Source organism: Streptomyces sp. bgisy100 (assembly GCF_057709105.1).
The window spans coordinates 31,671-53,893 of sequence record NZ_JBYITE010000026.1 but is presented as its reverse complement, the minus strand read 5'-3'; the positions used below and the strand labels follow the sequence as shown (position 1 = coordinate 53,893).

Annotated in this window: 16 protein-coding genes and 4 pseudogenes; 9 read left to right on the top strand and 11 right to left on the bottom strand. The window is 73.0% G+C overall.

What is annotated here, in order from left to right; all coding sequences use genetic code 11:
* Positions 1-145: 145 nt before the first annotated feature.
* Positions 146-1,051 (bottom strand): LysR family transcriptional regulator, encoded by a 906-nt coding sequence (locus tag AC3EQ1_RS18600; RefSeq protein WP_432095438.1) that lies wholly within the window; start codon positions 1,049-1,051, stop codon positions 146-148.
* Between the two features lie 128 nt (positions 1,052-1,179).
* Here AC3EQ1_RS18600 and AC3EQ1_RS18595 point away from each other — a divergent pair, with 128 nt between their 5' ends.
* Positions 1,180-2,184, top strand: a complete 1,005-nt coding sequence (locus tag AC3EQ1_RS18595) for an EamA family transporter (protein ID WP_432095437.1) — start codon at positions 1,180-1,182, stop codon at positions 2,182-2,184.
* On the opposite strand, the pseudogene AC3EQ1_RS18590 reads toward AC3EQ1_RS18595, so the two are convergent.
* From AC3EQ1_RS18590 to AC3EQ1_RS18580, 3 genes and pseudogenes are all read right to left on the bottom strand, one after another.
* A pseudogene (locus AC3EQ1_RS18590) lies at positions 2,132-2,812 on the bottom strand (sugar phosphate isomerase/epimerase family protein); the annotation flags it as partial. The gene AC3EQ1_RS18595 and the pseudogene AC3EQ1_RS18590 sit on opposite strands and share 53 nt — an antisense overlap.
* Before the next feature lie 415 nt (positions 2,813-3,227).
* A pseudogene (locus AC3EQ1_RS18585) lies at positions 3,228-3,701 on the bottom strand (GNAT family N-acetyltransferase); the annotation flags it as partial.
* A gap of 165 nt (positions 3,702-3,866) precedes the next feature.
* Positions 3,867-4,454, bottom strand: coding sequence for a TetR/AcrR family transcriptional regulator (locus AC3EQ1_RS18580; protein ID WP_432095436.1), 588 nt, complete (start codon positions 4,452-4,454; stop codon positions 3,867-3,869).
* A 177-nt stretch (positions 4,455-4,631) separates the two neighbouring features.
* On the opposite strand from AC3EQ1_RS18580, the gene AC3EQ1_RS18575 reads away from it, so the two are divergent.
* Complete coding sequence (locus AC3EQ1_RS18575; RefSeq protein WP_432095435.1) at positions 4,632-5,042, top strand: DUF6463 family protein; 411 nt, start codon at positions 4,632-4,634, stop codon at positions 5,040-5,042.
* 110 nt (positions 5,043-5,152) lie between these two features.
* Here the strand turns inward: AC3EQ1_RS18575 and AC3EQ1_RS18570 are convergent, their stop codons facing one another.
* The gene (locus tag AC3EQ1_RS18570) at positions 5,153-6,247 is read right to left on the bottom strand and encodes a LacI family DNA-binding transcriptional regulator (RefSeq protein ID WP_432095434.1); all 1,095 of its coding nucleotides are present in this window, start codon (positions 6,245-6,247) and stop codon (positions 5,153-5,155) included.
* Between the two features lie 211 nt (positions 6,248-6,458).
* Between AC3EQ1_RS18570 and AC3EQ1_RS18565 the strand changes: the two genes are divergently transcribed.
* From AC3EQ1_RS18565 to AC3EQ1_RS18545, 5 genes are all read left to right on the top strand, one after another.
* Positions 6,459-7,583 carry a Gfo/Idh/MocA family protein gene (locus AC3EQ1_RS18565; protein ID WP_432095433.1) on the top strand — a complete coding sequence of 375 codons (1,125 nt, stop codon included), beginning with the start codon at positions 6,459-6,461 and terminating at the stop codon, positions 7,581-7,583.
* A complete protein-coding gene (locus AC3EQ1_RS18560; RefSeq protein WP_432095432.1) occupies positions 7,580-8,791 on the top strand; it encodes a dihydrodipicolinate synthase family protein in 1,212 nt (403 codons plus the stop codon). Before AC3EQ1_RS18565 ends, AC3EQ1_RS18560 begins: the two co-directional genes overlap by 4 nt.
* A gap of 22 nt (positions 8,792-8,813) precedes the next feature.
* The gene (locus AC3EQ1_RS18555) at positions 8,814-9,644 is read left to right on the top strand and encodes a sugar phosphate isomerase/epimerase family protein (protein ID WP_432095431.1); all 831 of its coding nucleotides are present in this window, start codon (positions 8,814-8,816) and stop codon (positions 9,642-9,644) included.
* A gap of 218 nt (positions 9,645-9,862) precedes the next feature.
* Positions 9,863-10,183 (top strand): DMT family transporter, encoded by a 321-nt coding sequence (locus AC3EQ1_RS18550; protein ID WP_432095430.1) that lies wholly within the window; start codon positions 9,863-9,865, stop codon positions 10,181-10,183.
* Positions 10,183-10,767, top strand: coding sequence for a TetR/AcrR family transcriptional regulator (locus AC3EQ1_RS18545; protein WP_432095429.1), 585 nt, complete (start codon positions 10,183-10,185; stop codon positions 10,765-10,767). Before AC3EQ1_RS18550 ends, AC3EQ1_RS18545 begins: the two co-directional genes overlap by 1 nt.
* 37 nt (positions 10,768-10,804) lie before the next feature.
* On the opposite strand, the gene AC3EQ1_RS18540 is transcribed toward AC3EQ1_RS18545, so the two are convergent.
* The 6 genes and pseudogenes from AC3EQ1_RS18540 to AC3EQ1_RS18515 form a co-directional block, all read right to left on the bottom strand.
* Complete coding sequence (locus tag AC3EQ1_RS18540; RefSeq protein ID WP_432095428.1) at positions 10,805-11,131, bottom strand: DUF937 domain-containing protein; 327 nt, start codon at positions 11,129-11,131, stop codon at positions 10,805-10,807.
* A 509-nt stretch (positions 11,132-11,640) separates the two neighbouring features.
* On the bottom strand, positions 11,641-12,036 hold the full coding sequence (gene rbsD, locus AC3EQ1_RS18535; protein WP_432095427.1) for a D-ribose pyranase: 396 nt from the start codon (positions 12,034-12,036) through the stop codon (positions 11,641-11,643).
* On the bottom strand, positions 12,033-13,064 hold the full coding sequence (locus tag AC3EQ1_RS18530) for a ribokinase (protein WP_432095426.1): 1,032 nt from the start codon (positions 13,062-13,064) through the stop codon (positions 12,033-12,035). The genes rbsD and AC3EQ1_RS18530 overlap by 4 nt, the downstream gene beginning before the upstream one ends.
* 76 nt (positions 13,065-13,140) lie before the next feature.
* A pseudogene (locus AC3EQ1_RS18525) lies at positions 13,141-15,125 on the bottom strand (ABC transporter permease/substrate-binding protein).
* Positions 15,126-15,410: 285 nt separating this feature from the next.
* Positions 15,411-16,888: pseudogene (locus AC3EQ1_RS18520) on the bottom strand (sugar ABC transporter ATP-binding protein); the annotation flags it as partial.
* A gap of 41 nt (positions 16,889-16,929) precedes the next feature.
* Complete coding sequence (locus AC3EQ1_RS18515) at positions 16,930-17,943, bottom strand: LacI family DNA-binding transcriptional regulator (protein WP_432095425.1); 1,014 nt, start codon at positions 17,941-17,943, stop codon at positions 16,930-16,932.
* 196 nt (positions 17,944-18,139) lie between these two features.
* Here AC3EQ1_RS18515 and recD2 point away from each other — a divergent pair, with 196 nt between their 5' ends.
* Positions 18,140-20,380, top strand: a complete 2,241-nt coding sequence (gene recD2, locus AC3EQ1_RS18510; protein WP_432095424.1) for an SF1B family DNA helicase RecD2 — start codon at positions 18,140-18,142, stop codon at positions 20,378-20,380.
* 159 nt (positions 20,381-20,539) lie between these two features.
* A complete protein-coding gene (locus AC3EQ1_RS18505) occupies positions 20,540-21,829 on the top strand; it encodes a citrate synthase (protein WP_432095423.1) in 1,290 nt (429 codons plus the stop codon).
* Positions 21,830-22,223: the final 394 nt, after the last annotated feature.

The window sequence follows — 22,223 nt, the reverse complement described above, 5'->3', positions numbered from 1 at the left end:
CCGTGGCTGCTCAGGGCGATTGACGCTCAATGGGGGACGCCGCAGGCAGCGTACGGCCTGTGACCGACGTCGTCCGCCGTCCCCGCGGATCGCGCGTCCGGCCCGCGGAAGCCCCGGAGGTCCGCTCCCCGGGTCCCGATGGCCCTCAAGCCACCAACCGCCCATAGTGCTCCCGCAGTACCCGGACCGCCTCCGTGATGGCCGGGCGGCGGGCCGCGCCCGGGCGCCAGAGGGCGTAGAGGCGGCGGATCGGGGTCGGTTCGAGGGGGACGGCGACCGCGCCGGCCGGGAGGGGGCCGCGGCCCAGGCGGGGGACGAGGGCGATGCCGAGTCCGGCCGCGACCAGTTCGAGCTGGGTCGCGTACTCGGCCACCTGGTAGGCGAGGTCGGGCTCGTGGCCGGTGGTGCGCAGGGTGCGGACCAGCCAGTCGTGGCACACCGAGCCCGCCGGCTGGCAGATCCAGCGTTGGCCCACCAGGTCCGTGCGCTGCAAGGTGTCCCGTGCCGCCAGCGGGTGGCCGGTCGGGACGATCACTTCCGACGGGTCGTCGCCGATGACGGCCTGCTCGACGCCGTCCGGGACGGGCCGCGGTGAGATGTCCCAGTCGTGCGTCACCGCCAGGTCGACCACGCCCTGGGCGACCAGTCCGGGGGAGATGTGCGGGTCCAGTTCGGTGAGCCGGGTGTCCAGGGAGGTGTGACGGGCGGCGAGTTCGGCCAGCACGCTCGGCAGCAGGCCGCGGCCGGCCGAGGCGAACGCGGCCACCAGCAGCCGGCCCGTGGGCTGCCCGCGGCGCTCCTCCAGGGTGGTCTCCGCCTGTTCGACGAGGGCCAGCAGCTGTTCGGCCGTGGCGGCCAACTGCTGGGCCGCGTCGGTGAGCACGACGCCCCGGCCCTGCCGTTCCAGCAGCCGGGTCCGGGTCTCCCGCTCCAACTTGGCGACCTGCTGGGACACCGCGGACGGGGTGTAGCCCAGGGCGATGGCGGCGGCGCCCACCGAGCCGTGCACCGACACCGCGTGGAGCGCCCGCAGCCGGGACAGATCCAGCATCGTTCCCCCGTCTCTCCGACAGCCCCGACGGACCCTCCACCCGTCCGGCCCCGATTCACGATTGCTTCATCCAATCATGAAGAGATCGGCGCTGGTGCTTCACGGTCGACGGCCGCGATGCTCGCTCCATGCGACCGCAACACATAGCTCTCGCCGTTCTCGTCGCCGCCGTCTGGGGCGTCAACTTCGTCGTCATCGAGATCGGGCTCGGCCACTTCCCGCCCCTGCTCTTCAGCGCCCTGCGCTTCCTCGCGGCAGCCCTGCCCGCGGTGTTCTTCGTCCGCCGCCCGAAGACCGGCTGGAAGTGGATCATTGCCGTCGGACTGGTGCTGGGCGTCGCCAAGTTCGGGCTGCTCTTCACCGGGATGCACCTGGGCATGCCGGCCGGACTCTCCTCGCTCGTGCTGCAGATCCAGGCGGTGTTCACGGCCGTCGTCGCGGCCGTGGTGCTGGGGGAGCGGCCGGGCCGCGTGCGGGTGGCCGGCATGTGTGTGGCGCTCGCCGGTATCACCGTGGCCGGGATCGACGAGGGCACCTCGGGGCCGCTCCTGGCCTTCGCGCTGCTCATCGCGGCGGCGGCCTTCTGGGGGGTGTCGAACGTCCTCACCCGGATGGCCGCACCGGAGAACGCGATGGGCTTCATGGTCTGGACGAGCGTCGTCCCCATCCTGCCGCTGCTCGGACTCTCCCTGCTCGTGGAGGGGCCGCGGGCCGACCTCGACGCGCTGCGTTCGCTGGACTGGAGCGGCGGCGCGACCGTGGTCTACGTCGCCTGGGTCACCACACTCTTCGGCTTCGGCGCCTGGAGTTTCCTGCTCCGCAGCTACCCCGCCTCGTCCGTTGCGCCGTTCTCCCTGCTGGTGCCCGTCTTCGGGATGTCCGCCGCGGCGCTGGTGCTGGGCGAGGAGATCGGTCCGCTGCGGTGGTGCGCCGCGGTGCTGCTGGTCACCGGCGTCGCCGTCACCTCGCTGGGCGGACCGGCCTCCGGGCGGGGCCGGATCAGGCGGACTGGGCGAGCAGCCAGGACAGATGGTCCCGGGCCGCTTCCAGCAGCCCCGGAAGCTCCGGTGCCTGCGGGAACCAGCGCTTCTCGTACTCCCACGACAGCCAGCCGTCCCAGCCCGCGCGGCTGAGCGCCTCCACGCACTCGGCGAGCGGCAGCACCCCCTCGCCGAGCGGCAGTGGGGCGGGCTCCTCGGCGGAGGCGATGTCCTTCACCTGGACGTAGCCGAGGTGCGGCGCGAGGACGGCGTGGGTGGCCACCGGCTCCTCGCCGCCCCGCCACGGATGCAGCACGTCCCAGACCGCGCCCACGGCGATATGGCCCACCAGACCGAGGACCCGGGCCACGTCCACGCCCCGCGGATGCGAGTCATGCGTCTCCAGCAGCAGCCGTACGCCGAGGTCGGAGGCGTTCGGGGCGACGGCGGCGAGGCGTCGGGCGGCGACCGTGTCCGTCTCCTCCGACGGCTGGTCGCCGCCGCCGGGGAAGACCCGCACACAGGGGGCGCCGAGGTCCCGGGCGAGGGTGAGCAGCTCGCGCAGCTCCTCCAGGACGGGCTCGTCGGCGCCGGGCGCGGCGGCCTCGGTGTACCCGGCCACCGCGAGGATCTCCACCCCCGCGTCCTTGAACTGCTCGGCGGCGTCGACCCGTTCGCTCAGCTCCATCCCCGGGTTGACGGGCTCCTCGGGATGGGCGCGCAGCTCCACACCGTGGTAGCCGGTGCGGGCGGCGAGCCCGGCCACCTCGGCCAGGGGCATTCCGGGCACACCGAGGGTCGAGAAGGCGAGTTTCACGGCTGCTCCAGGTGGGCGGGGACGGGACGGCGGGCGTGCGGCCGGGCCGCGGCCGCACGGGTCAACCCTGCCGGGCCCCCGCTCCCGGCGCATCCCCGCCGCGCGCAGGAAATGCGGAACGGTATGCGGCCGGGGGAGGGGAGGGCCGCCGGGCGTCCGCCGGGGCCCTGCGGACCGTGGCCGCGCGTTGTGGCTGACGCCCGGCGCGCGGCGGATCGCGGCCGGGGCGGCGTGACGGCGGCTGGGCGCGTGACGGCGGCCGGCGCGAGCGTACCGGACGCTTCGACGGCGGAGTGCCCAGGCGCCACGCGGGCCCCAGGGAGCGTTGCACCGAGCGGACCGAGTGGACCGAGCGGACCGAGTGGACCGAGCCCGCGGACTACAGCGTCAGCCGCCAGTCCTGGCCCACGAGGTCGGCGCCGTAGCTGTGGTGCGGCTCCTCGGCGACGAGGACGAAGCCGGCCCGGAGGTAGAGCGTCCGGGCCGCGGCCAGGACGTCGTTGGTCCAGAGCACCAGCTCGCGGTAGCCCGCGTCGCGGGCGAACCGGACACAGGCGTCGACGAGCCGCTCCCCGAGCCCGTGCCCCCGCGCCGACGGGTCGACGAGCAGCAGCCGCAGCCGGGCGGTCCCCGGCGCCGCGTCCCGGACACACATCACGGAGCCCACCGGGCGCCCGTCCAGTTCGGCGATCCACACGCGTTCCAGCAGCGGGTCGTGGTCCTCGGCGAAGTCCGCGACGATCCGGGCGACCAGGCCCTCGAAGGCGGCGTTCCAGCCGTACTCGGCGGCGTAGAGGGCGCCGTGCCGCTCCACGATCCAGCCGAGGTCGCCCGGTTCGGGCCCGCGCAGCACGGCCTGCGGGGAGGTGTCGTCGCCGGGTCGGCCGTGCGGGGGTGCGGGGGTCATGGGTTCTCCGTAGCGCCGGGACCGGGGCCGGGGGCATCCGCCCCCGGCCTCACGGTAGGCCCTTCCTGAGGTGGCTCGGGAAGGGCCGGCGAGATCCCGTGAACGGCCCTGTCAGCGCGGCTCGGCGGCTCCACCGGAGCCGCCGTGGTGCCGGGCGGCCAGGGCGGTGATGCCTGCCGCGGCAGCGGCGGCGAGGTCGGTGACCATCACGTCGTCGACGGGCAGGTTGAGGATGTAGAGGGCGGACGCCAGGGAGCCGAGCAGCAGCAGGTGGGCCATGGCGGGATCGACGGGCCCGGCCAGCTCGCCGCGGGCCACGGCCTGGTCGATGATCTCGGCGAAGCCGACCTGCTCGGCGGCCAGGAAGGTGTCCTGGAACCGGGTGTTCAGTTCGGGATTGCCGGCCAGTTCACTGATCAGGGCCGGTGCCAGCTGCCGGGCCGCCGGGGCGGCCATGCGGACGTGGAAGGTGCGGACCAGCGCCAGCAGGTCCCCGTGCAGGGAGCCGGTGCCGACCGGCGGCGGCAGCTCCTGCTCGTGCACGGTGGCGACGAATGCCATCTCGGCCTTGGAGGCGTAGCGGCGGTAGATCGCCGCCTTGCCCACCCCGGCGCGCGCCGCGACCTGGTCGACGGTCAGGGCCGGGTAGCCGACTTCGTCGATCAGCTCACGGGTGGTCTGCAGGATGTTGTGATCCACGCGACTGTCTCGGGGGCGTCCACCCCGTTGCCTTCTCGCTGTCATGCCCTGCATGATACGGAACGTTAGTATCGAAACCGCGGTATCGGAACTCGGGTCTCGGGCCGGGCCCCGCTGCGCGGAGACGGCCGCGAGGAAGTCGCACCGCGCGGCTTCGCGACAGAACGGAGAACTCAGGTGATCAAGTGGGCCGGCTGGATCATCACGTTGAGCGGAATCGCCCACACCGTCGGCGCCCTGACGGTGCAGAAGGCCGGGCGCCACGCCGGGACATGGTTCAGCGGCGGACTATGGAACGAGGACCTTGCCGACATGAGCCCGGCGGGCAGCGCGTACTGGCTGAGCCTGGAAAGCTTCGGCATACCGCTGACCCTGGTCGGCCTGACGGTGCTGTGGCTGGACCGCCGCGGCATCGCCCCGCCGGCCTTCATCGTCTGGACGCTGAGCGCCTGGACCGTCGTCGACGCCGTGGTCCTCCCGTTCACGCCCTGGCCGCTCTTCGCGCTCGCGTGCGCCCTGCTGTTCATCGGAGCCCGCCGTGCCCGCCGCGACGACCCCGCACCCGAGGCCGGGCTTCCGCGCGCGTGAGCGTGGGCCGTGCCGGTGACGGGCGGCATGCCGGCATGAGGCCACTGGTTCGGCACGAGGCCACCGGTTCGGCATGAAAAGCGCGAGCAGGGGCCCGGCCGGGCAGTGACTCAGCGGCGGTCCGGCGGGGGCGCGGTGGACGCGCGGGCCATCAGATCGGCGCGGACCGTCGCCACGCCGCCCGGCGGCGGCTCCTCACGGCCGATGGCCAGCCTCCCGGCCCGCGCCCCGGCCTCGTGCAGCGGCAGGCGGACCGTCGTGAGCGCGGGCACCGCGTCCGCGCTGAACGGCAGATCGTCGAATCCGGCGACCGAGACGTCCTGGGGAATGCGCAGGTCCCGGTCGCGCAGCGCGGCGCAGGCGCCCAGCGCGATGGTGTCGTTGGCCGCCACGACGGCGGTCAGGTCCGGCTGTCTTCGCAGGAGTTCGAGCGTGGCGTCGTAGCCGGAGGCGCGGTCGTACGGGCCGTGGACGGTCAGCCGGTCCGCGCCCTCCGCGAGGCCCGCGGCGGCGAGCGCGGCGCGGTGGCCCTCCAGCCGGTGCCGGGTGGTGCTGAGGTCCGCGTGCCCGGCGACGTAGCCGATGCGGCGGTGGCCGAGGGCCAGCAGGTGTTCGGTGAGCCGCCGGGCGCCGCCGCGGTTGTCGAAGGCGAGGGTGACGGCGGTGTCCGGCCCGGCCGGTGCGGAGCCGGTGCCGGGGGTCCGCTCCGGCAGCGGCGGGCGGCCGCAGAGGACGATCCGGGTGCCGTTGGCGGCGAGCCGGCCGAGCTTGGCGGCGACGGCCGCCAGGTGGTCCGGCCGTTCGACGGCCCCGCCGGTGATCACGACCGCGGCGGCGCGCTGGCGCTGGAGCAGGGTCAGATAGGTGAGTTCGCGCTCCGGGGAGCCGCCGGTGTTGCACACCACGGCCAGCTTCTCCGGGTCGCCCGCTCCGTGGAGCCCGCCGCCGATCTCGGACTGGACGGCCCCGGCGATGATGCCGAAGAACGGGTCGGCGATGTCGTTGACGAGGATGCCGACCAGGTGCGACGTGGCGCCGGCCAGGGAACTGGCGGGCCCGTTCAGCACGTAGTCGAGCTCGTCCACGGCGCGCAGCACCCGGGACCGCGTGGCGTCGGCGACCGGGTAGTTGCCGCTGAGCACCCGCGAGACCGTGGCCGAGGAGACCTTCGCGCGGGACGCCACATCCGCCAGGGTCACTGCCATCGCTGCCGCCTCCGGTTCACCGTTCCGTGTACCGGCCCGAGTCAGGGCCTCACTGAGGGTAAACGCTTCTTCGGTGGGGGACCTATTGAACGGAGCGGTCCGGGCCGTTAGCCTCCGGACGGGGAAAGCGCTTACTGCCGCTTGCTGTGGGGGTGTTGTGGGGGCCACCGTGGGGAGAGGCGGTGCGGGCCGGCGGACGGTGCGCATCGCCATGAACGGCGTGACCGGCCGGATGGGCCACCGCCAGCACCTCGTACGCTCCGTCCTCGCCCTCCGGGAGCAGGGCGGCCTCGACCTGGGTGACGGCACCGTGCTGTGGCCCGAACCGGTCCTGGTGGGCCGCAGGTCACAGGCGTTGCAGGCGCTTACCGAGGCCTACGGGCTGGAGCACTGGTCCACCGACCTCGACACGGTGCTCGGCGACCCGGCGACCGACGTCTACTTCGACGCCCAGGTGACCTCCGCGCGCGAGGCCGCGGTGCGCAGGGCCATCGCCGCCGGAGTCCACGTCTACTGCGAGAAACCGACGGCCACGTCCCTGGCGGGAGCGGTGGAACTCGCGCGGCTCGCGCGGGACGCGGGGATCCGGCACGGCGTCGTCCAGGACAAGCTGTTCCTCCCCGGCCTGCGGAAGCTGCGACGGCTGGTCGACGGCGGCTTCTTCGGCCGGATCCTGTCGGTGCGCGGGGAGTTCGGTTACTGGGTCTTCGAGGGCGACTGGCAGCCGGCCCAGCGCCCGTCCTGGAACTACCGGGCCGAGGAGGGCGGCGGCATCGTGGCGGACATGTTCCCGCACTGGGAGTACGTGCTGCGCGAGCTGTTCGGGCCGGTGCGCACCGTGCAGGCGCACGCCGTCACCCACGTACCGCACCGCTGGGACGAGCGGGGTCTGGCCTACGACGCGACGGCCGACGACGCCGCATACGGCATCCTCGGGCTCGACGGCGGCGCGGTGGCGCAGATCAACTCCTCCTGGCAGGTGCGGGTGCACCGCGACGAGCTGGTCGAGTTCCAGGTGGACGGCACCGAGGGCTCGGCGGTCGCCGGGCTGCGCGGCTGCCGGGTCCAGCACCGGTCGGTGACGCCCCGTCCGGTCTGGGATCCGGACGGACCGCCCGCCGACCGGTTCCGCGACCAGTGGCAGGAGATCCCGGACAACGGGGACTTCGGCAACGCGTTCAAGGCGCAGTGGGAGCTGTTCCTCCGGCATGTGGCGCTGGGGGAGCCGTGGAGCGCGGACCTGCTGGCGGGCGCCCGCGGGGTGCAGCTCGCCGAACTGGCGCTGCGCTCCTCCGCACAGGGCCGCCGGCTGGACGTACCGGAGCTGACGCTTTGACGGGCAGAGGGTGCGCGGTGATCCGGCTGCCCGAGGCCGGAGGCGGGCTGCGGAACCACGTACCGCGGCGGGACTGCGCGCTGCCCGGCCCGGGACGGCCGCCGGTCTCCCGTCGGCTCCTGGCGGCCGCCCATGTCGTGGCCGACCCGTTCGCGGACACCACCCCCGACGGCCCCGCCGCCCTCGACTGGGACGCCACCCTCGCGTTCCGCCGACATCTCTGGTCGCACGGCCTCGGGGTGGCCGAGGCCATGGACACCGCGCAGCGCGGCGCGGGCCTGGACTGGGCCGCCGCGGCCGAGCTGATCCGGCGCTCCGCCGCCGAGGCGCGGGCGGCCGGCGGCCGGATCGTGTGCGGCGCCGGGACCGACCAGCTGAGCGGGACCGACCAGCTGCGCGGGACCGGCCAGTTGAGCGGGGGCGGGCATGCCCTCGCTGCCGTGCGCGCCGCCTACGAGGAGCAGCTCGCAGTGGTGGAGGACGCGGGGGCGCAGGCCGTACTGCTGGCGTCCCGGGCGCTGGCCGCCGGCGCCCGCGGACCGGAGGACTATCTCGACGTCTACGGCGCGCTGCTGCGGCAGGTCTCCCGGCCCGTCGTGCTGCACTGGCTGGGCCCGGCGTTCGACCCGGCGCTCACCGGCTACTGGGGCAGCGAGGACCTCGACACGGCCGCCGAGACCCTGCTCGGCCTCGTCCACGCCCACCCGGACCGGGTCGAGGGCATCAAGATCTCGCTGCTCGACGCGGACCGCGAGGCCGCCCTCCGCCGCCGGCTGCCCGACGGGGTGCGCTGCTACACCGGGGACGACTTCCACTACCCGAGCCTCATCGAGGGCGACGGGCAGATGTTCAGCCATGCGCTGCTCGGCGTCCTCGATCCGCTCGGGCCGTTCGCCGCCGAGGCCGTGCGCCGTCTCGACACCAGCGACACCGCGGGGTTCCGTGCCCTGCTCGGCCCGACCGTCGCACTGGCCCGGCACCTCTTCCGGCCTCCTACGCGCCACTACAAGACGGGAGTTGTCCTTCTCGCCTGGCTCGCCGGGCACCAGCGGCACTTCACCATGGTCGGCGGCGCCCAGTCGGCCCGTTCGCTGCCCCACCTGGCCCGCGCGTACGAACTGGCCGACAGGCTCGGCCTCTTCCCCGACCCTGCCCTCGCCGAGGCCCGGATGCGGGCGCTGCTCCGGGTGCACGGGGTGGACGGATGACGGGCCCCGCCAGGAGCGGAGGATGACCGGCCTCGACCGGCTGAGCCTCAACCAGGAGACGCTCCGCCAGTGGTCCCTCCCCGAACTCGCGCGGGGATGCGCCGCGGCGGGCGTGCCGGGCGTCGGCCTGTGGCGGGCGCCGGTCCGGGCGTACGGGGTGGCCCGCACGGCCCGGTTGCTGCGGGCGGCCGGGCTGGCCGCCTCCAGCCTGTGCCGCGGCGGCTTCCTCACCGCCGTCGACCCGGCGGCCCGCACCGCGGCCCTGGACGACAACCGGGCGGCCGTCGACGAGGCCGCCGCCCTCGGCACCGGCACCCTCGTCCTGGTCTCCGGCGGTCTGCCGCCCGGCAGCCGGGACCTGGCCGGAGCGCGGGAGCGCATCGCCGACGCCCTCGGGGAGCTGGCGCCGTACGCCGCCGAGCGGGGGGTGCGGCTGGCGGTCGAACCGCTGCACCCGATGTACGCCGCCGACCGCTGTGTCGTCTCGACGCTCACCCAGGCCCTCGACCTCGCCGAACGCTTCCCGGCCGACCGGGTGGGCGTGGTGGTGGACACCTACCACCTGTGGTGGGACGACACGGTGGCCGCACAGATCGCCCGCGCCGGGGCCGGCGGCCGGATCGCCGCGTTCCAGCTGGCCGACTGGGTCACGCCCCTGCCGGAGGGCGCGCTGCTGGGCCGCGGCTTGCTGGGGGAGGGCTGCGTGGACCTGCGGTGGTTCCGCGAACGAGTCGACGCGGCGGGCTACCACGGCCCGATCGAGGTCGAGATATTCCACCCGGAACTCTGGGCCCGGGACGGGGCTGAGGCGCTGGCGGAGATCGTGGCGGGGTACCGGGCGCATGTGCTGTAGGCGGGGCGTTCGCTCACGGCCGGGGGCCGCGGTCCGGTCCTGACCTGTGGCGACCGTGGCCCGGTCCTGACCTGTGGCGACCGTGGTCCGGTCCTGACTGGTGGCCGTAAGGGACGACCGGTGGGTCCCTGGTGGTTCGGGACGGCCGAAGCCTCATCCGTAGATGTGTTTCCCCAAGTTGCGTACGCCCGTACACAACGATGCGTACACTCGTACACATGGGATACGGAATGCTGGCCGCGGCCATCGCGGCGGAGGTGGCCGGGACGACGGCCATGAAGTACAGCGAGGGGTTCAGCAAGCTGTGGCCGTCCGTCGGCACGGTGGCCGGGTATCTGCTCGCCTTCGCGCTGCTCGCGCAGACCCTGAAGGTGATGCAGGTCGGTACCGCGTACGCGATCTGGGCCGGGGTGGGCACCGCGGCTGTCGCCGCGATCGGGGTCCTCTTCCTCGGTGAGTCGGCCGGGCCGGCCAAGCTCGCCGGGATCGCCTTCGTGATCGTCGGTGTCGTGCTGCTCAGTCTCGGCGGTGCGCACTGATGGCGGCGGCGCGGCGGTATGACCCCGAGCGGCGCCAGCGGATCATCGACGCCGCGATCCGGGTGGTGGGCCGGGCCGGAATCGCGGGGCTCAGCCATCGCAGCGTCGCGGCCGAGGCGGATGTGCCGCTCGGCTCCACCACCTATCACTTCAAGACCCTCGACGACCTCCTGGTGGCGGCGTTGCGGCAGGCCAATGAGGGCTTCGCCAAGGTCGTGCGCGAACACCGCGACTGTCTCGCCGATCCCGACTGCGACCTCGCGGCCGAACTGGCCCGGATGAACGGCGACTGGCTGGGCGGCGACCGGGCCGGCGTGGAGCTGGAGTACGAGCTCTACCTCGCCGCGCTGCGACGGCCCGCCCTGCGCGCCGTCGCGGCCGAGTGGTGCGAGGAGGTCACCGAGCTGATCGCCCGGCGCACCGACCCGCGTACCGCACGCGCCCTGGTGGCGCTGCTCGACGGGATCTGTCTGCAAGTGCTGCTGACGGGTGCGGCGTACGACGAGGAGTACGCCCGGGACGCGCTCAACCGGGTGATCGGGACTGGCGGCCCGGGCCTGACCCGAGCGGCAGACCCCGGCTAGGACCCGTCAGCGGTGCCGGCTCCCCGGATCCGGGGACTCAGCCCCGGTGCGTGCTCGGTGACGGGCTTCCGCGGCGTTTGGCTATCACCGACAGCACCACGGGGAGCAGCAGTTCCAGGGCCCGGGTGACGGAGGCGAGCGGCAGGCCGGTCTGCCGGGAGACGGTCTCCGCGGTGGGCTCCGTGAGCCGGCCGAGGACCCCGGCCAGTGTGCCGTCGCCCAGGGTGCCCGGCAGAGCGGCGACGGTGGTGCCGACCACCGTGCGGGCCCCCTCGGCATCCGTGCCGAGCTCGCCCGCGAGCTCCTGGATCCGGTCGTCACCCAGCTCGGCCAGCACTTCCCCTTGAAGTGATTCGTCGCTCATGCGTCAAACGCTACGACTCGCGGCAGATGTCGGCACGTCGGGTAACGGATGGATAACTGCCGGAAATCGTGCAACCCTTCCGGCCCCCTGTGGGTCGTAGTCAGCATCAGGCCCTCTGTCGGGGGGAGCCCGGGGGGATCCGGAAGGGCCTGGGGGCGGGGGACCACGAGGGGGCCCGGTTGCGACCGGGCCCCCTCGATGAGGTCACCCGCCTGCCGCCTGGAAGCCGGACCCCGCCGCACCGCGGGCCGCGCCAAGGACCGGAGCCGACAGCGTGCAGGACCCCGGCCTCTCCGGGCCCGGCACCATCAGCAGCGAACCGGAATCAGCAGTGGGCCGGGAATCGACAACGGACCCGGAGCGCACCGCGGAGCCGAACGGCACGCGGACCGGAACAGCACGCCTGCCGGAACAGCCCGCAGAGTCAGAACGGCACGCGGTCTGAACAGTCCGCGGGCCTGAACAGTCCGCGGGCCGGAACAGTCCGCGGGCCGGAACAGCCCGCAAGGTCAGAACGGCACCCCGCAGCGCAGCAGCACGTTCGCGTACGGACGGGACTCGCCCGTACGGACCACCAGTCGCGCCCCGCGGGTGCGGGTCTTGAACTCCTCGTGCGGCACCAGCTCCAGTCCCGGGGCCGGGAAGAAGCCGTCGAGCAGCGCGGACACCTCCGGATTGGCCTGCCGCACCTCGGCGGCCGCGGTTGCCGCCTCCACCACCAGCTCGTCGAGCAGTCCCTCCAGCACCGCGGCGAACGACGGCACCCCGGCCCGGAAGGCCAGGTCGACCACGACCGGGCCCTCGGGGATCGGCAGCCCGGCGTCGCAGACCGCCACCAGATCCGTGTGCCCCAGCAGGGCCAGCGCCCCGCTGAGATGACGGTTGAGTATTCCGGCCTTCTTCACCGGCGTTCCCCTCCCGCCGGACCGGACGCGTCGCCCTGCTGCCCCTCGGCCTCGTCGTCGAGCGCCCGGACCACCTCCGCCACCTCGGACACGGTGGGAAACGACTCCTGTGCCCCCGGCCGGGTGACGGCCGCCGCACCGACCCGTACGGCGAACCGCACGGCCGTCTCCAGGTCGTCGCCCACTCCGAGCCGCCAGGCGAGCGCGCCGGTGAAGGCGTCGCCCGCGCCGGTGGTGTCCACCGGGTCGACGGAGAGGCTGGGCACCCGAATCGTGCCCTCCGGGCGGGCGACGAGAGCGCCCTCCGGGCCGAGGGTCACCACGACCGAGCGCGGGCCGCGGTCCAGCAGCGCCGCCGCCCACTCCTCGGGAGCGGAGGCCTCGGGGGCGGAGGCCTCGGGGGCGGAGGCCTCGGGAGTGGCTCCCTCGCCTGCCGCCGGGTGGCCCCGCAGCAGGAAGCGCGCCTCGTGTTCGTTGACCACCAGCGGGTCGCAGGCGGCCAGGACGTCGCCGGGCACCGGGGCGGGCGGCGACGGGTTGAGCACCACGCGGGTTCCCGCCTCCGCCGCGGCGCGTACCGCCGCGGCGACCGTGGCCGGCGGGATCTCCAGCTGGAGGGAGACCACCCGGGCGGCGGCGAGCAGCTCACCGGCGTCCCGCACGTCGTCGGGGGTGAGCCGGGCGTTGGCACCGGGGGAGACGACGATGCTGTTGTCGCCGGACGGGTCCACGGTGATGAGCGCGACCCCGGTCGGCGCCTCACCGGTCAGCACCCCGGCCGTGTCGACACCGGCCGACTCCAGCGAGCCGAGCAGCAGCCGGCCGTGCGGGTCGTCGCCGACCCGGGCGAGGAGCGCCGTACGGGCGCCGAGCCGGGCGGCGGCGACCGCCTGGTTGGCGCCCTTGCCACCCGCGTGGACGGCCAGGTCCGAGCCGAGGACGGTCTCTCCCGGCTCCGGGCGGCGGTCGACCCCGACCACCAGATCGGCATTGGCCGAGCCCACGACCAGCAGGTCGCAGCCGTGCATCCGTTGTCCTTCTTTCTTCCGCCGGTACTTCGGGCCGTCCCCCGCGGGACGTGTTCCCGTCCCGCGGGGGTGAGGGTCAGGAGAAGTCGGAGACGTTCTTCTCGGTGACGATCTTGACCGGCACCTTGACCGTGCCGGTCACCTTCTTGCCCTGGGCGAGCTTGACGGCGTTGCGCACTGCCAGCTTGCCGAGTTCCTTCGGCTGCTGCGCGACGGTCGCGGCCAGCGTGCCGCCCTTGACCGCCTTCAGGCCGTCCGGCGTGCCGTCGAAGCCCACGACCTTCACGCTCTTGCCCGCCTTGCCGCCCAGCGCCTTGATCGCGCCGAGCGCCATCTCGTCGTTCTCCGCGAAGACTCCGGCGACCTTGGAGTGGGACTGGAGCAGGTTGGTCATGACGTCCAGGCCCTTGGCTCGGTCGAAGTCGGCGGGCTGCTTGGCCGCCACCTTGATGTCCGGGAACTTCTTGATGCCCTCCAGGAAGCCCTTGCCGCGCTCCCGGGAGGCCGAGGTGCCCGCGGTGCCCTGGAGGACGACGATCGTCCCCTTGCCGCCCAGCTGGTCGGCCAGCTGCTTGGCGGCGAGCCGGCCGCCCGCGACGTTGTCGGAGGCGACGGTGGTGGCGATGTCGGCCTTGTTCACCCCGCGGTCGGCGGCCACCACCGGGATGTCGGCGTTGTTCGCGGCCTTGACGGACGGGCCCGCGGCGTCGGAGTCCACCGGGTTCACGATGATCGACTTCACGTTCTGGCTGGTGAAGTTCATCAGCTGGTTGGCCTGCTGGGAGGCGTCGTTCTGCGCGTCGGTGACATTGAGCTCGACACCCGAGGACTTGGCCTCCGCCTGCGCCCCCTCCTTCAGTTGCACGAAGAAGGGGTTGTTGAGGGTGGAGACCGACAGGCCGACCTTGGTGCCGCCCGAGCCGCCGGAGGCGGAGTTGCAGGCGGTGGCCGTGAGGGCGAGCGCGGCGACGGAGGCGGCGACGGTGAGGGACTTCCTGGTACCCATGACTGCTTCCTTGCAGGGAGGGGGCGGGGGACTTCAGTGGGGGGAGATCAGGAGCTGCGGCGGCGCAGGGTGTCGAGGAGCACCGCCAGCGCGATGACGACACCGATGACCACCTGCTGCCAGAAGGCGGACACCGACAGCAGGTTGAGACCGTTGCGGAGGACGGCGAGGATCAGCGCCCCGATGAACGTGCCGGAGGCCTTGCCGACACCGCCGGACAGGCTGGCGCCGCCGATGACGACCGCGGCGATCGCGTCCAGCTCGTAGCCGTACGCCGCCTGGGGCTGGGCGGAGGCCAGCCGGGACGCCAGCACGATGCCGGCCACGGCCGCGAAGCCGCCGGAGAGCGCGTAGATGACGAGCTTCTGCCGCTTGACCCGGATCCCGGAGAGCCGGGCGGCCTCCTCGTTGCCGCCGATCGCGTACATCGAGCGGCCGATGTAGGTGCGGACCAGGATGACTGCGGTCAGCAGGCCCATGACGATCATCACGAGCACCGGCACCGGCAGCCAGCCGCCGAGCGTCTCGCCGATCGCGGCCACCGGGTCCGGGAACGCGATGGGGCTGCCCTGCGAGATGACCAGGGCCAGACCGCGGCCGATCGACAGCATCGCCAGGGTGGCGATGAACGGCGGCAGCTTCCCGAAGGAGATCAGCGCGCCGTTGACCAGGCCGCAGGCGATGCCGGTGCCGACGGCCAGCAGCACGGCCGGCACCACCGGAACGCCCTGCTGCGTGGAGGTCCAGGCCAGCACGGTGGCCGAGAGGGCGGCCACCGAGCCCACGGACAGGTCGATGCCCGCCGACACGATGACGAAGGTGACGCCGAAGGCCAGGATGGCGGTGACCGCGGCCTGCACGCCGACGTTGAGGAGGTTCTGCGTCGTCAGGAAGTCGCCGGACAGCAGCGACATCGCGACCACGAGGACCACCAGGGCGCTGAGCGCGCCGTTGTCCAGCAGCACCCGGCGGAGCACCGCCGTCGCACCGCCGTCCTTGCGCTTCAGGCCTGTGCCCGGGCCGTTGTCGCTGCCTCGAAGTGTCTCAGTGGCCACGGGATCCCTCCATGTCGTGCGAGTCGTCGTGCCGTGTGTGGTCCCGGGCGGACGGCGTGGCGTCGGGTGTGGGGGTGTCGGACGAGGACGCCTCGGTCGAGGAGGCGCCGGATGAGGAGGCACCGGTCGAGGAGGCACCGTCCGAGGAAGCATCGGAGTCCTCGGGCGGGGGCGTTCCGGCCTCCTTGCCGACGGCCGTTCCCGGGGAGCCCGGCCCCTGGCCGGTCCGCGCCGCCGCAGCAGCCGCCGACGAAGCTCCCGGCTCCGCCGCCTCGTCACCCGACTGCAGCGCCAGCGCCATGACGGCGTCCTGGGTCGCCTCCCGATGGCTCAGCTCGCCCGCGAGCCGGCCCTGGGACATGACCAGGACCCGGTCGCTCATGCCCAGCACCTCGGGGAGGTCGCTGGAGATCATCAGCACCGCGTGGCCGGACGCCGTCAGCTCGTTGACGAGCTGGTAGATCTCGACCTTGGCGCCCACGTCGATCCCGCGGGTCGGCTCGTCGAGGATCAGCACCCGGCTCTCGGCCAGCAGCCACTTGCCGATGACGACCTTCTGCTGGTTGCCGCCGGAGAGGGTGCGCACCCGCTGGTCGAGCCCGGCCATCCGGACGGCCAGCTGCTCGGCGATCCGGGCCGCCGCGGCGCGCTGCCCGGACCGGTCCACCAGGCCCGCCCGGCTGGCGCGGCGCAGCGTGACCAGACCCAGGTTCTCCTGCACGGAGGCGTCCAGCACCAGGCCCTGGCCCTTGCGGTCCTCCGGCACCAGACCGATGCCCGCGGCCAGCGCGGCGTTCACATCGTGCCGCGGCAGGCGGTCGCCCAGCACCTCGACGGTGCCGGAGTCGTACGGGTCGGCGCCGAACACCGCCCGCGCCACCTCGGTGCGGCCCGCGCCGACCAGTCCGGCCAGCCCGACCACCTCACCGGCCCGCACCTCGAAGCCGACGTCCTGGAAGTGGCCGCGCCGGGTCAGCCCGGAGACCCGCAGCAGCGGGGCCGCCTCAGCAGCGGCGGACGGCTGAGCGGCATCCGTCCGCTCCCGCGGGTACTGCTGCTCGATGCTGCGGCCCACCATCAGCCGTACCAGCTCGTCCTCCGGCGTGTCCGCCGGGACCTGGGAGACGCTGCGGCCGTCCCGGAGCACGGTGACCCGGTCGCCGAGCGCGGCGATCTCCTCCAGGTGGTGGGTGATGAAGACGATCCCCACGCCGTCCGCCCGCAGCGCGCGGACGATCCGGAAGAGCTTGTCGACCTCCTTGCCGGTGAGCACGGCGGTCGGCTCGTCCATGATCAGGACGCGGGCGTTCAGGCTGAGTGCCTTGGCGATCTCGACCATCTGGAGCCGGGCGATGCCCAGGTCCCGGACCCGGGCCTGCGGGGAGACGTCCACGCCCACCCGGGCCAGCAGCTCCGCGGCGTCCGCGTGCATCCGCCGGCGGTCGACGAACCCGAACCGGCGCGGCTGGCGGCCCAGGAAGATGTTCTCGGCGACGCTCAGGTCCGGGACCAGGTTGAACTCCTGGTGGATCGTGGCGATCCCGAACCGCTCGGCGTCCTGGGCGCCCTGGATCCGGACCGGGCGCCCGTCGACCAGAATGCGCCCGTCGTCCGGCCGGTGCGCCCCCGAGAGGGCCTTGATCAGGGTGCTCTTGCCCGCGCCGTTCTCCCCGAGGAGGACGTGCACCTCCCCGGCGCGCAGGTCGAAGTCGACGCCGTCCAGCGCCACCACCCCGGGGAACGTCTTGCGCACCCCCCTCCATGCGCAGCAGTTCGGCCTGCGCCGCGGTCTTCTCGACGTCTGTCAACGGGTGCTCCCTTCGGGGGCGGACGCGCCGCAGGAGCGGCGGACCATGAGACGGGCGGACAGGGTGACGGACGGCGGGGTGCGTCCCTCCAGCCGTTCGACCAGGGCGCGGACGGCCCGGGTGCCGAGCTCTCCGGTGGGCTGGGCGATGGCGGTGATCGGCGGGTCGGTGTGCACGAACCACGCGATGTCGTCGAAGGCGGCCAGCGCCACGTCGTCCGGGACCCGCAGGCCGCGGGCCCGGATCTCGTCCATAGCGCCCAGCGCCATCAGGTTGTCCGCGGCGAAGATCACCTCGGGCGGACGGGGCAGGGCGAGGAACCGGGCGGTGGCGCGGCGCCCGCTGTCCGCCTGGAAGTCGCCCTGTCCCACGTACTCCTCGGGCAGCTCCAGACCGTGCTCGCTCAGCGCCTCGCGGAAGGCGTCGACCCGCTCGCTGCCGGTGGTGGTCGCGGCGGGCCCGGCGATGATGGCGAGCCGCCGGTGGCCGAGGGCGTACAGGTGGGCGACCAGCTCCCGGACGGCGGTCCGGCCGTCGGTGCGGACGACGGGGACGTCCACACCGGGGATCCAGCGGTCCACGAAGACCATCGGGGTGCCGGAGCGGGCCGCGTCCAGCATCAGCGGGGAGCCGCCGTCGGTGGGGCTGACCAGCAGACCGTCGATCCGCCGGTCCAGCAGGGTGCGCACATGGTGGTCCTGGAGGTCCGGCTGCTCGTCGGCGTTGCCGATGATGACGCTGTAGCCGAGCGCCCGCGCCTCGTCCTCCACGGAGCGCGCCAGCAGGGTGAAGAACGGGTTCAGCACGTCGCTGATCACCAGCCCGAGGGTGCGGGTCTGGTCGGTGCGCAGGGAGCGGGCCAGGGTGTTGGGGCGGTAGCCCAGGTCGGCGACGGCGGCCAGCACCCGGGCACGGGTGTCGGCCCGGACGGCCGGGTGGTCGTTGAGGACCCGCGACACCGTCGCGACGGAGACCCCCGCACGGGAGGCCACATCCTTGATGCCCGCCATCGACGCACTCCTTCGTGGAATCGATTACAGCGCCCGATTGGAATCGATTACACGGAGCGCCCGCAAGACCCCGACACCGGATCGTGACCTCTCCCCACAGGTCGTCCACACCCGCGCCGCCCCTCCCGTCCGTGCGCAGGGCGGCGGCTCCCCAGGGGGCCTCCCCGGTGTCGGTGCCGGGCGGTACCGTCGCCGCATGGTGCAACTGGCGGTGCTCGAAGGGGTCCTGGAGCGGATCACCTACGCCAACGAGGAGAACGGCTACACGGTCGCCCGGGTCGACACCGGCCGCGGCAGCGGGGACCTTCTGACCGTCGTCGGCTCCCTGCTCGGCGCGCAGCCGGGCGAGTCGCTGCGCATGGAGGGCCGCTGGGGCTCCCACCCGCAGTACGGCAAGCAGTTCACCGTCGAGAACTACACGACCGTCCTGCCCGCCACCGTCCAGGGCATCCGCCGCTATCTCGGCTCCGGCCTGATCAAGGGCATCGGACCGCGCATCGCCGAGCGGATCGTCGACCACTTCGGCATCGACACCCTGGACGTCATCGAACAGGACACCGAGCGGCTCATCGAGGTCCCGGGCCTCGGCCCCAAGCGCACGAAGCTGATCGGCGCGGCGTGGGAGGAGCAGAAGGCCATCAAGGAGGTCATGGTCTTCCTTCAGGGGGTCGGGGTCTCCACCTCCATCGCCGTCCGCATCTACAAGAAGTACGGCGACGCCTCCATCGCGGTGGTGAAGAACGAGCCGTACCGGCTGGCCGCCGACGTCTGGGGCATCGGCTTCCTCACCGCCGACCGGATCGCCCAGGCCGTCGGCATCCCGCACGACAGCCCCGAGCGGGTCAAGGCGGGCCTGCAGTACGCCCTGTCGCAGTCCGCCGACAACGGCCACTGCTACCTCCCCGAGGAGCAGCTGATCGCCGACGCCGTGAAGCTCCTCCAGGTGGACACCGGGCTGGTCATCGACTGTCTGGGTGAACTCGCCGCCGAGGAGGAGGGCGTGGTCCGCGAGCCGGTGCCCGGCCCCGACGGCGGGGAGCCGGTCTCCGCGGTCTATCTGGTGCCGTTCCACCGCGCCGAACTCTCGCTGACCGGCAGGCTGCACCGGCTGCTGCGCACCGAGGAGGACCGGCTGCCCGCCTTCCGTGCCGTGGACTGGGACGCCGCGCTCGGCTGGCTCGCCGGCCGGACCGGCGCGGACCTGGCGCCCGAGCAGCAGCAGGCGGTGCGGCTGGCGCTGACCGAGAAGGTCGCGGTGCTGACCGGCGGCCCGGGCTGCGGCAAGTCCTTCACGGTGCGCTCCGTGGTGGAGCTGGCCCGCGCCAAGCAGGCCAAGGTGATCCTGGCGGCCCCGACCGGCCGGGCGGCCAAGCGGCTGTCCGAGCTGACCGGCGCGGAGGCCTCCACCGTTCACCGGCTCCTGGAGCTGAAGCCCGGCGGGGACGCGGCGTACGACGCGGACCGGCCCCTCGACGCCGACCTGGTCGTGGTCGACGAGGCGTCGATGCTCGATCTGCTGCTCGCCAACAAGCTGGTGAAGGCGGTGCCGCCGGGCGCCCATCTGCTGCTGGTCGGGGATGTGGACCAACTCCCGTCCGTCGGCGCGGGGGAGGTGCTGCGGGACCTGCTGGCGCCCGACAGCCCGGTGCCGGCCGTGCGCCTCACCCGCATCTTCCGGCAGGCGCAGCAGTCGGGCGTGGTGACCAACGCCCACCGCATCAACTCCGGGGTGCCGCCCATCACTCAGGGGTTGCCGGACTTCTTCCTGTTCGCCGAGGAGGACACCGAGGAGGCCGGGCGGCTGACGGTCGACGTGGTGGCCCGCCGCATCCCCGCGAAGTTCGGGCTCGACCCGCGCCGGGACGTCCAGGTGCTGACGCCGATGCACCGCGGTCCGGCCGGCGCGGGGACGCTCAACGGGCTGCTCCAGCAGGCCGTCACCCCGGCGCGCCCGGACCTTCCGGAGCGGCGCTTCGGCGGCCGGATCTTCCGGGTCGGCGATAAGGTCACACAGATCCGAAACAACTATGACAAAGGTGCCAACGGGGTCTTCAATGGCACCGTGGGCGTGGTGACCTCGCTGAACACCGTGGACCAGCGGCTCACCGTGCTCACGGACGAGGACGAGGAGGTGCCCTACGACTTCGACGAGCTGGACGAGCTCGCCCACGCCTACGCGGTGACGATCCACCGCTCGCAGGGCAGCGAGTATCCGGCCGTGGTGATACCCGTCACCACCGGAGCCTGGATGATGCTCCAGCGGAATCTGCTCTACACGGCCGTCACCCGAGCAAAACGGCTGGTCGTGCTGGTGGGCTCGCGCCGGGCGCTCGGCCAGGCGGTGCGGACGGTCTCCGCGGGGCGGCGCTTCACGGCGCTGGACCACCGGCTCAGCGGGGCCGTCGGGGCAGGTTCTCGTGTCGCCCGCGTTTCCTAATCGGGGCGAAGGGGAGCAGGATGTCACCGCACGCGCGGCACTGCGTGCCATAAACAGGCTTCGTGGCCGACCCCGAGTGCACGCTCTCGCACCAAATGGGGGAAGCTGGAGACAGTCAGGGCACCTCGTAGAAGAGGCACAACGTCGGTGAGGGATGACGTGAGCGACAACTCTGTAGTACTGCGGTACGGGGACGGCGAATACAGCTACCCGGTCGTCGGCAGCACGGTCGGCGACAAGGGCTTCGACATCGGGAAGCTCCGAGCCCAGACCGGTCTGGTGACCCTGGACAGCGGCTACGGCAACACCGCCGCGTACAAATCGGGGATCACCTACCTCGACGGCGAGCAGGGCATCCTCCGGTACCGCGGTTACCCGATCGAGCAGCTCGCCGAGCGCAGCACCTTCCTCGAGACCGCGTTCCTGCTGATCAACGGTGAGCTGCCGACCGTCGACGAGCTGGCGGCGTTCCGCACCGAGATCACCCAGCACACACTGCTGCACGAGGACGTCAAGCGCTTCTACGACGGCTTCCCGCGGGACGCGCACCCGATGGCGATGCTGTCCTCCGTGGTCAGCGCGCTGTCCACGTTCTACCAGGACAGCCACAACCCGTTCGACGAGCAGCAGCGCCACCTGTCGACCGTCCGGCTGCTGGCCAAGCTCCCGACGATCGCGGCGTACGCGTTCAAGAAGTCGGTCGGCCACCCGATCGTCTACCCGCGCAACGACCTGGGCTACGTCGAGAACTTCCTGCGCATGACGTTCTCCGTGCCCGCGGCCGAGTACGACCTGGACCCGGTCGTGGTCAGCGCCCTGGACAAGCTCCTCATCCTGCACGCCGACCACGAGCAGAACTGCTCCACCTCGACCGTGCGTCTCGTCGGCTCCTCGCAGGCGAACATGTTCGCCTCGATCTCCGCGGGCATCAGCGCGCTGTGGGGCCCCCTGCACGGTGGCGCCAACCAGTCGGTGCTGGAGATGCTCGAGGGCATCAAGAACGCCGGCGGCGACGTCGACACCTTCATCCGCAAGGTGAAGGACAAGGAAGACGGCGTGAAGCTCATGGGCTTCGGGCACCGCGTCTACAAGAACTTCGACCCCCGGGCGAAGATCATCAAGGCGGCGGCGCACGACGTCCTCTCGGCCCTCGGCAAGTCCGACGAGCTGCTCGACATCGCGCTGAAGCTCGAGGAGCACGCCCTCGCCGACGACTACTTCGTGGAGCGCAAGCTCTACCCGAACGTCGACTTCTACACCGGCCTGATCTACCGGGCCATGGGCTTCCCGACCGAGATGTTCACCGTGCTGTTCGCGCTCGGCCGGCTCCCCGGCTGGATCGCCCAGTGGCACGAGATGATCAAGGAGCCGGGCTCCCGCATCGGCCGCCCGCGCCAGATCTACACCGGCGTCGTCGAGCGGGACTTCGTCCCCGTCGAGGAGCGCTGAGCCGCCTCCGCCGCGTCATGTGTCCGCGCTCCGGCCTCGTAGGGGGCCGGGGCGCGGACGTGTGTCCGGGGCGGGCCGAGCCCATGGCAGAGCGCTCCGGGGGGTGCCGCTGAGGGCGTGCAGGGGCCCGGAGCGGGCGCTGTGCGGGGCGGGAGTGCCGGGCGAAGCGAGAACGCGGCGGGGGAAAACGAAGAAGCGGCGCGGAGAACGAAGAGGCGGCGCGGAGAACGAAACGCTGCGCGGGAACGAAGAAGCGGCGCGGAAACGGAACGGCGGCGCGGAAACGGAACGGCGGCGCGGAAACGAAGAAGCGCCCCGCGATCGATCCCCCCACGGGTCGATCGGCGGAGCGCTTCCCCTTCCCCGGATCGGATTCCCCCCACGGGATCCGGCC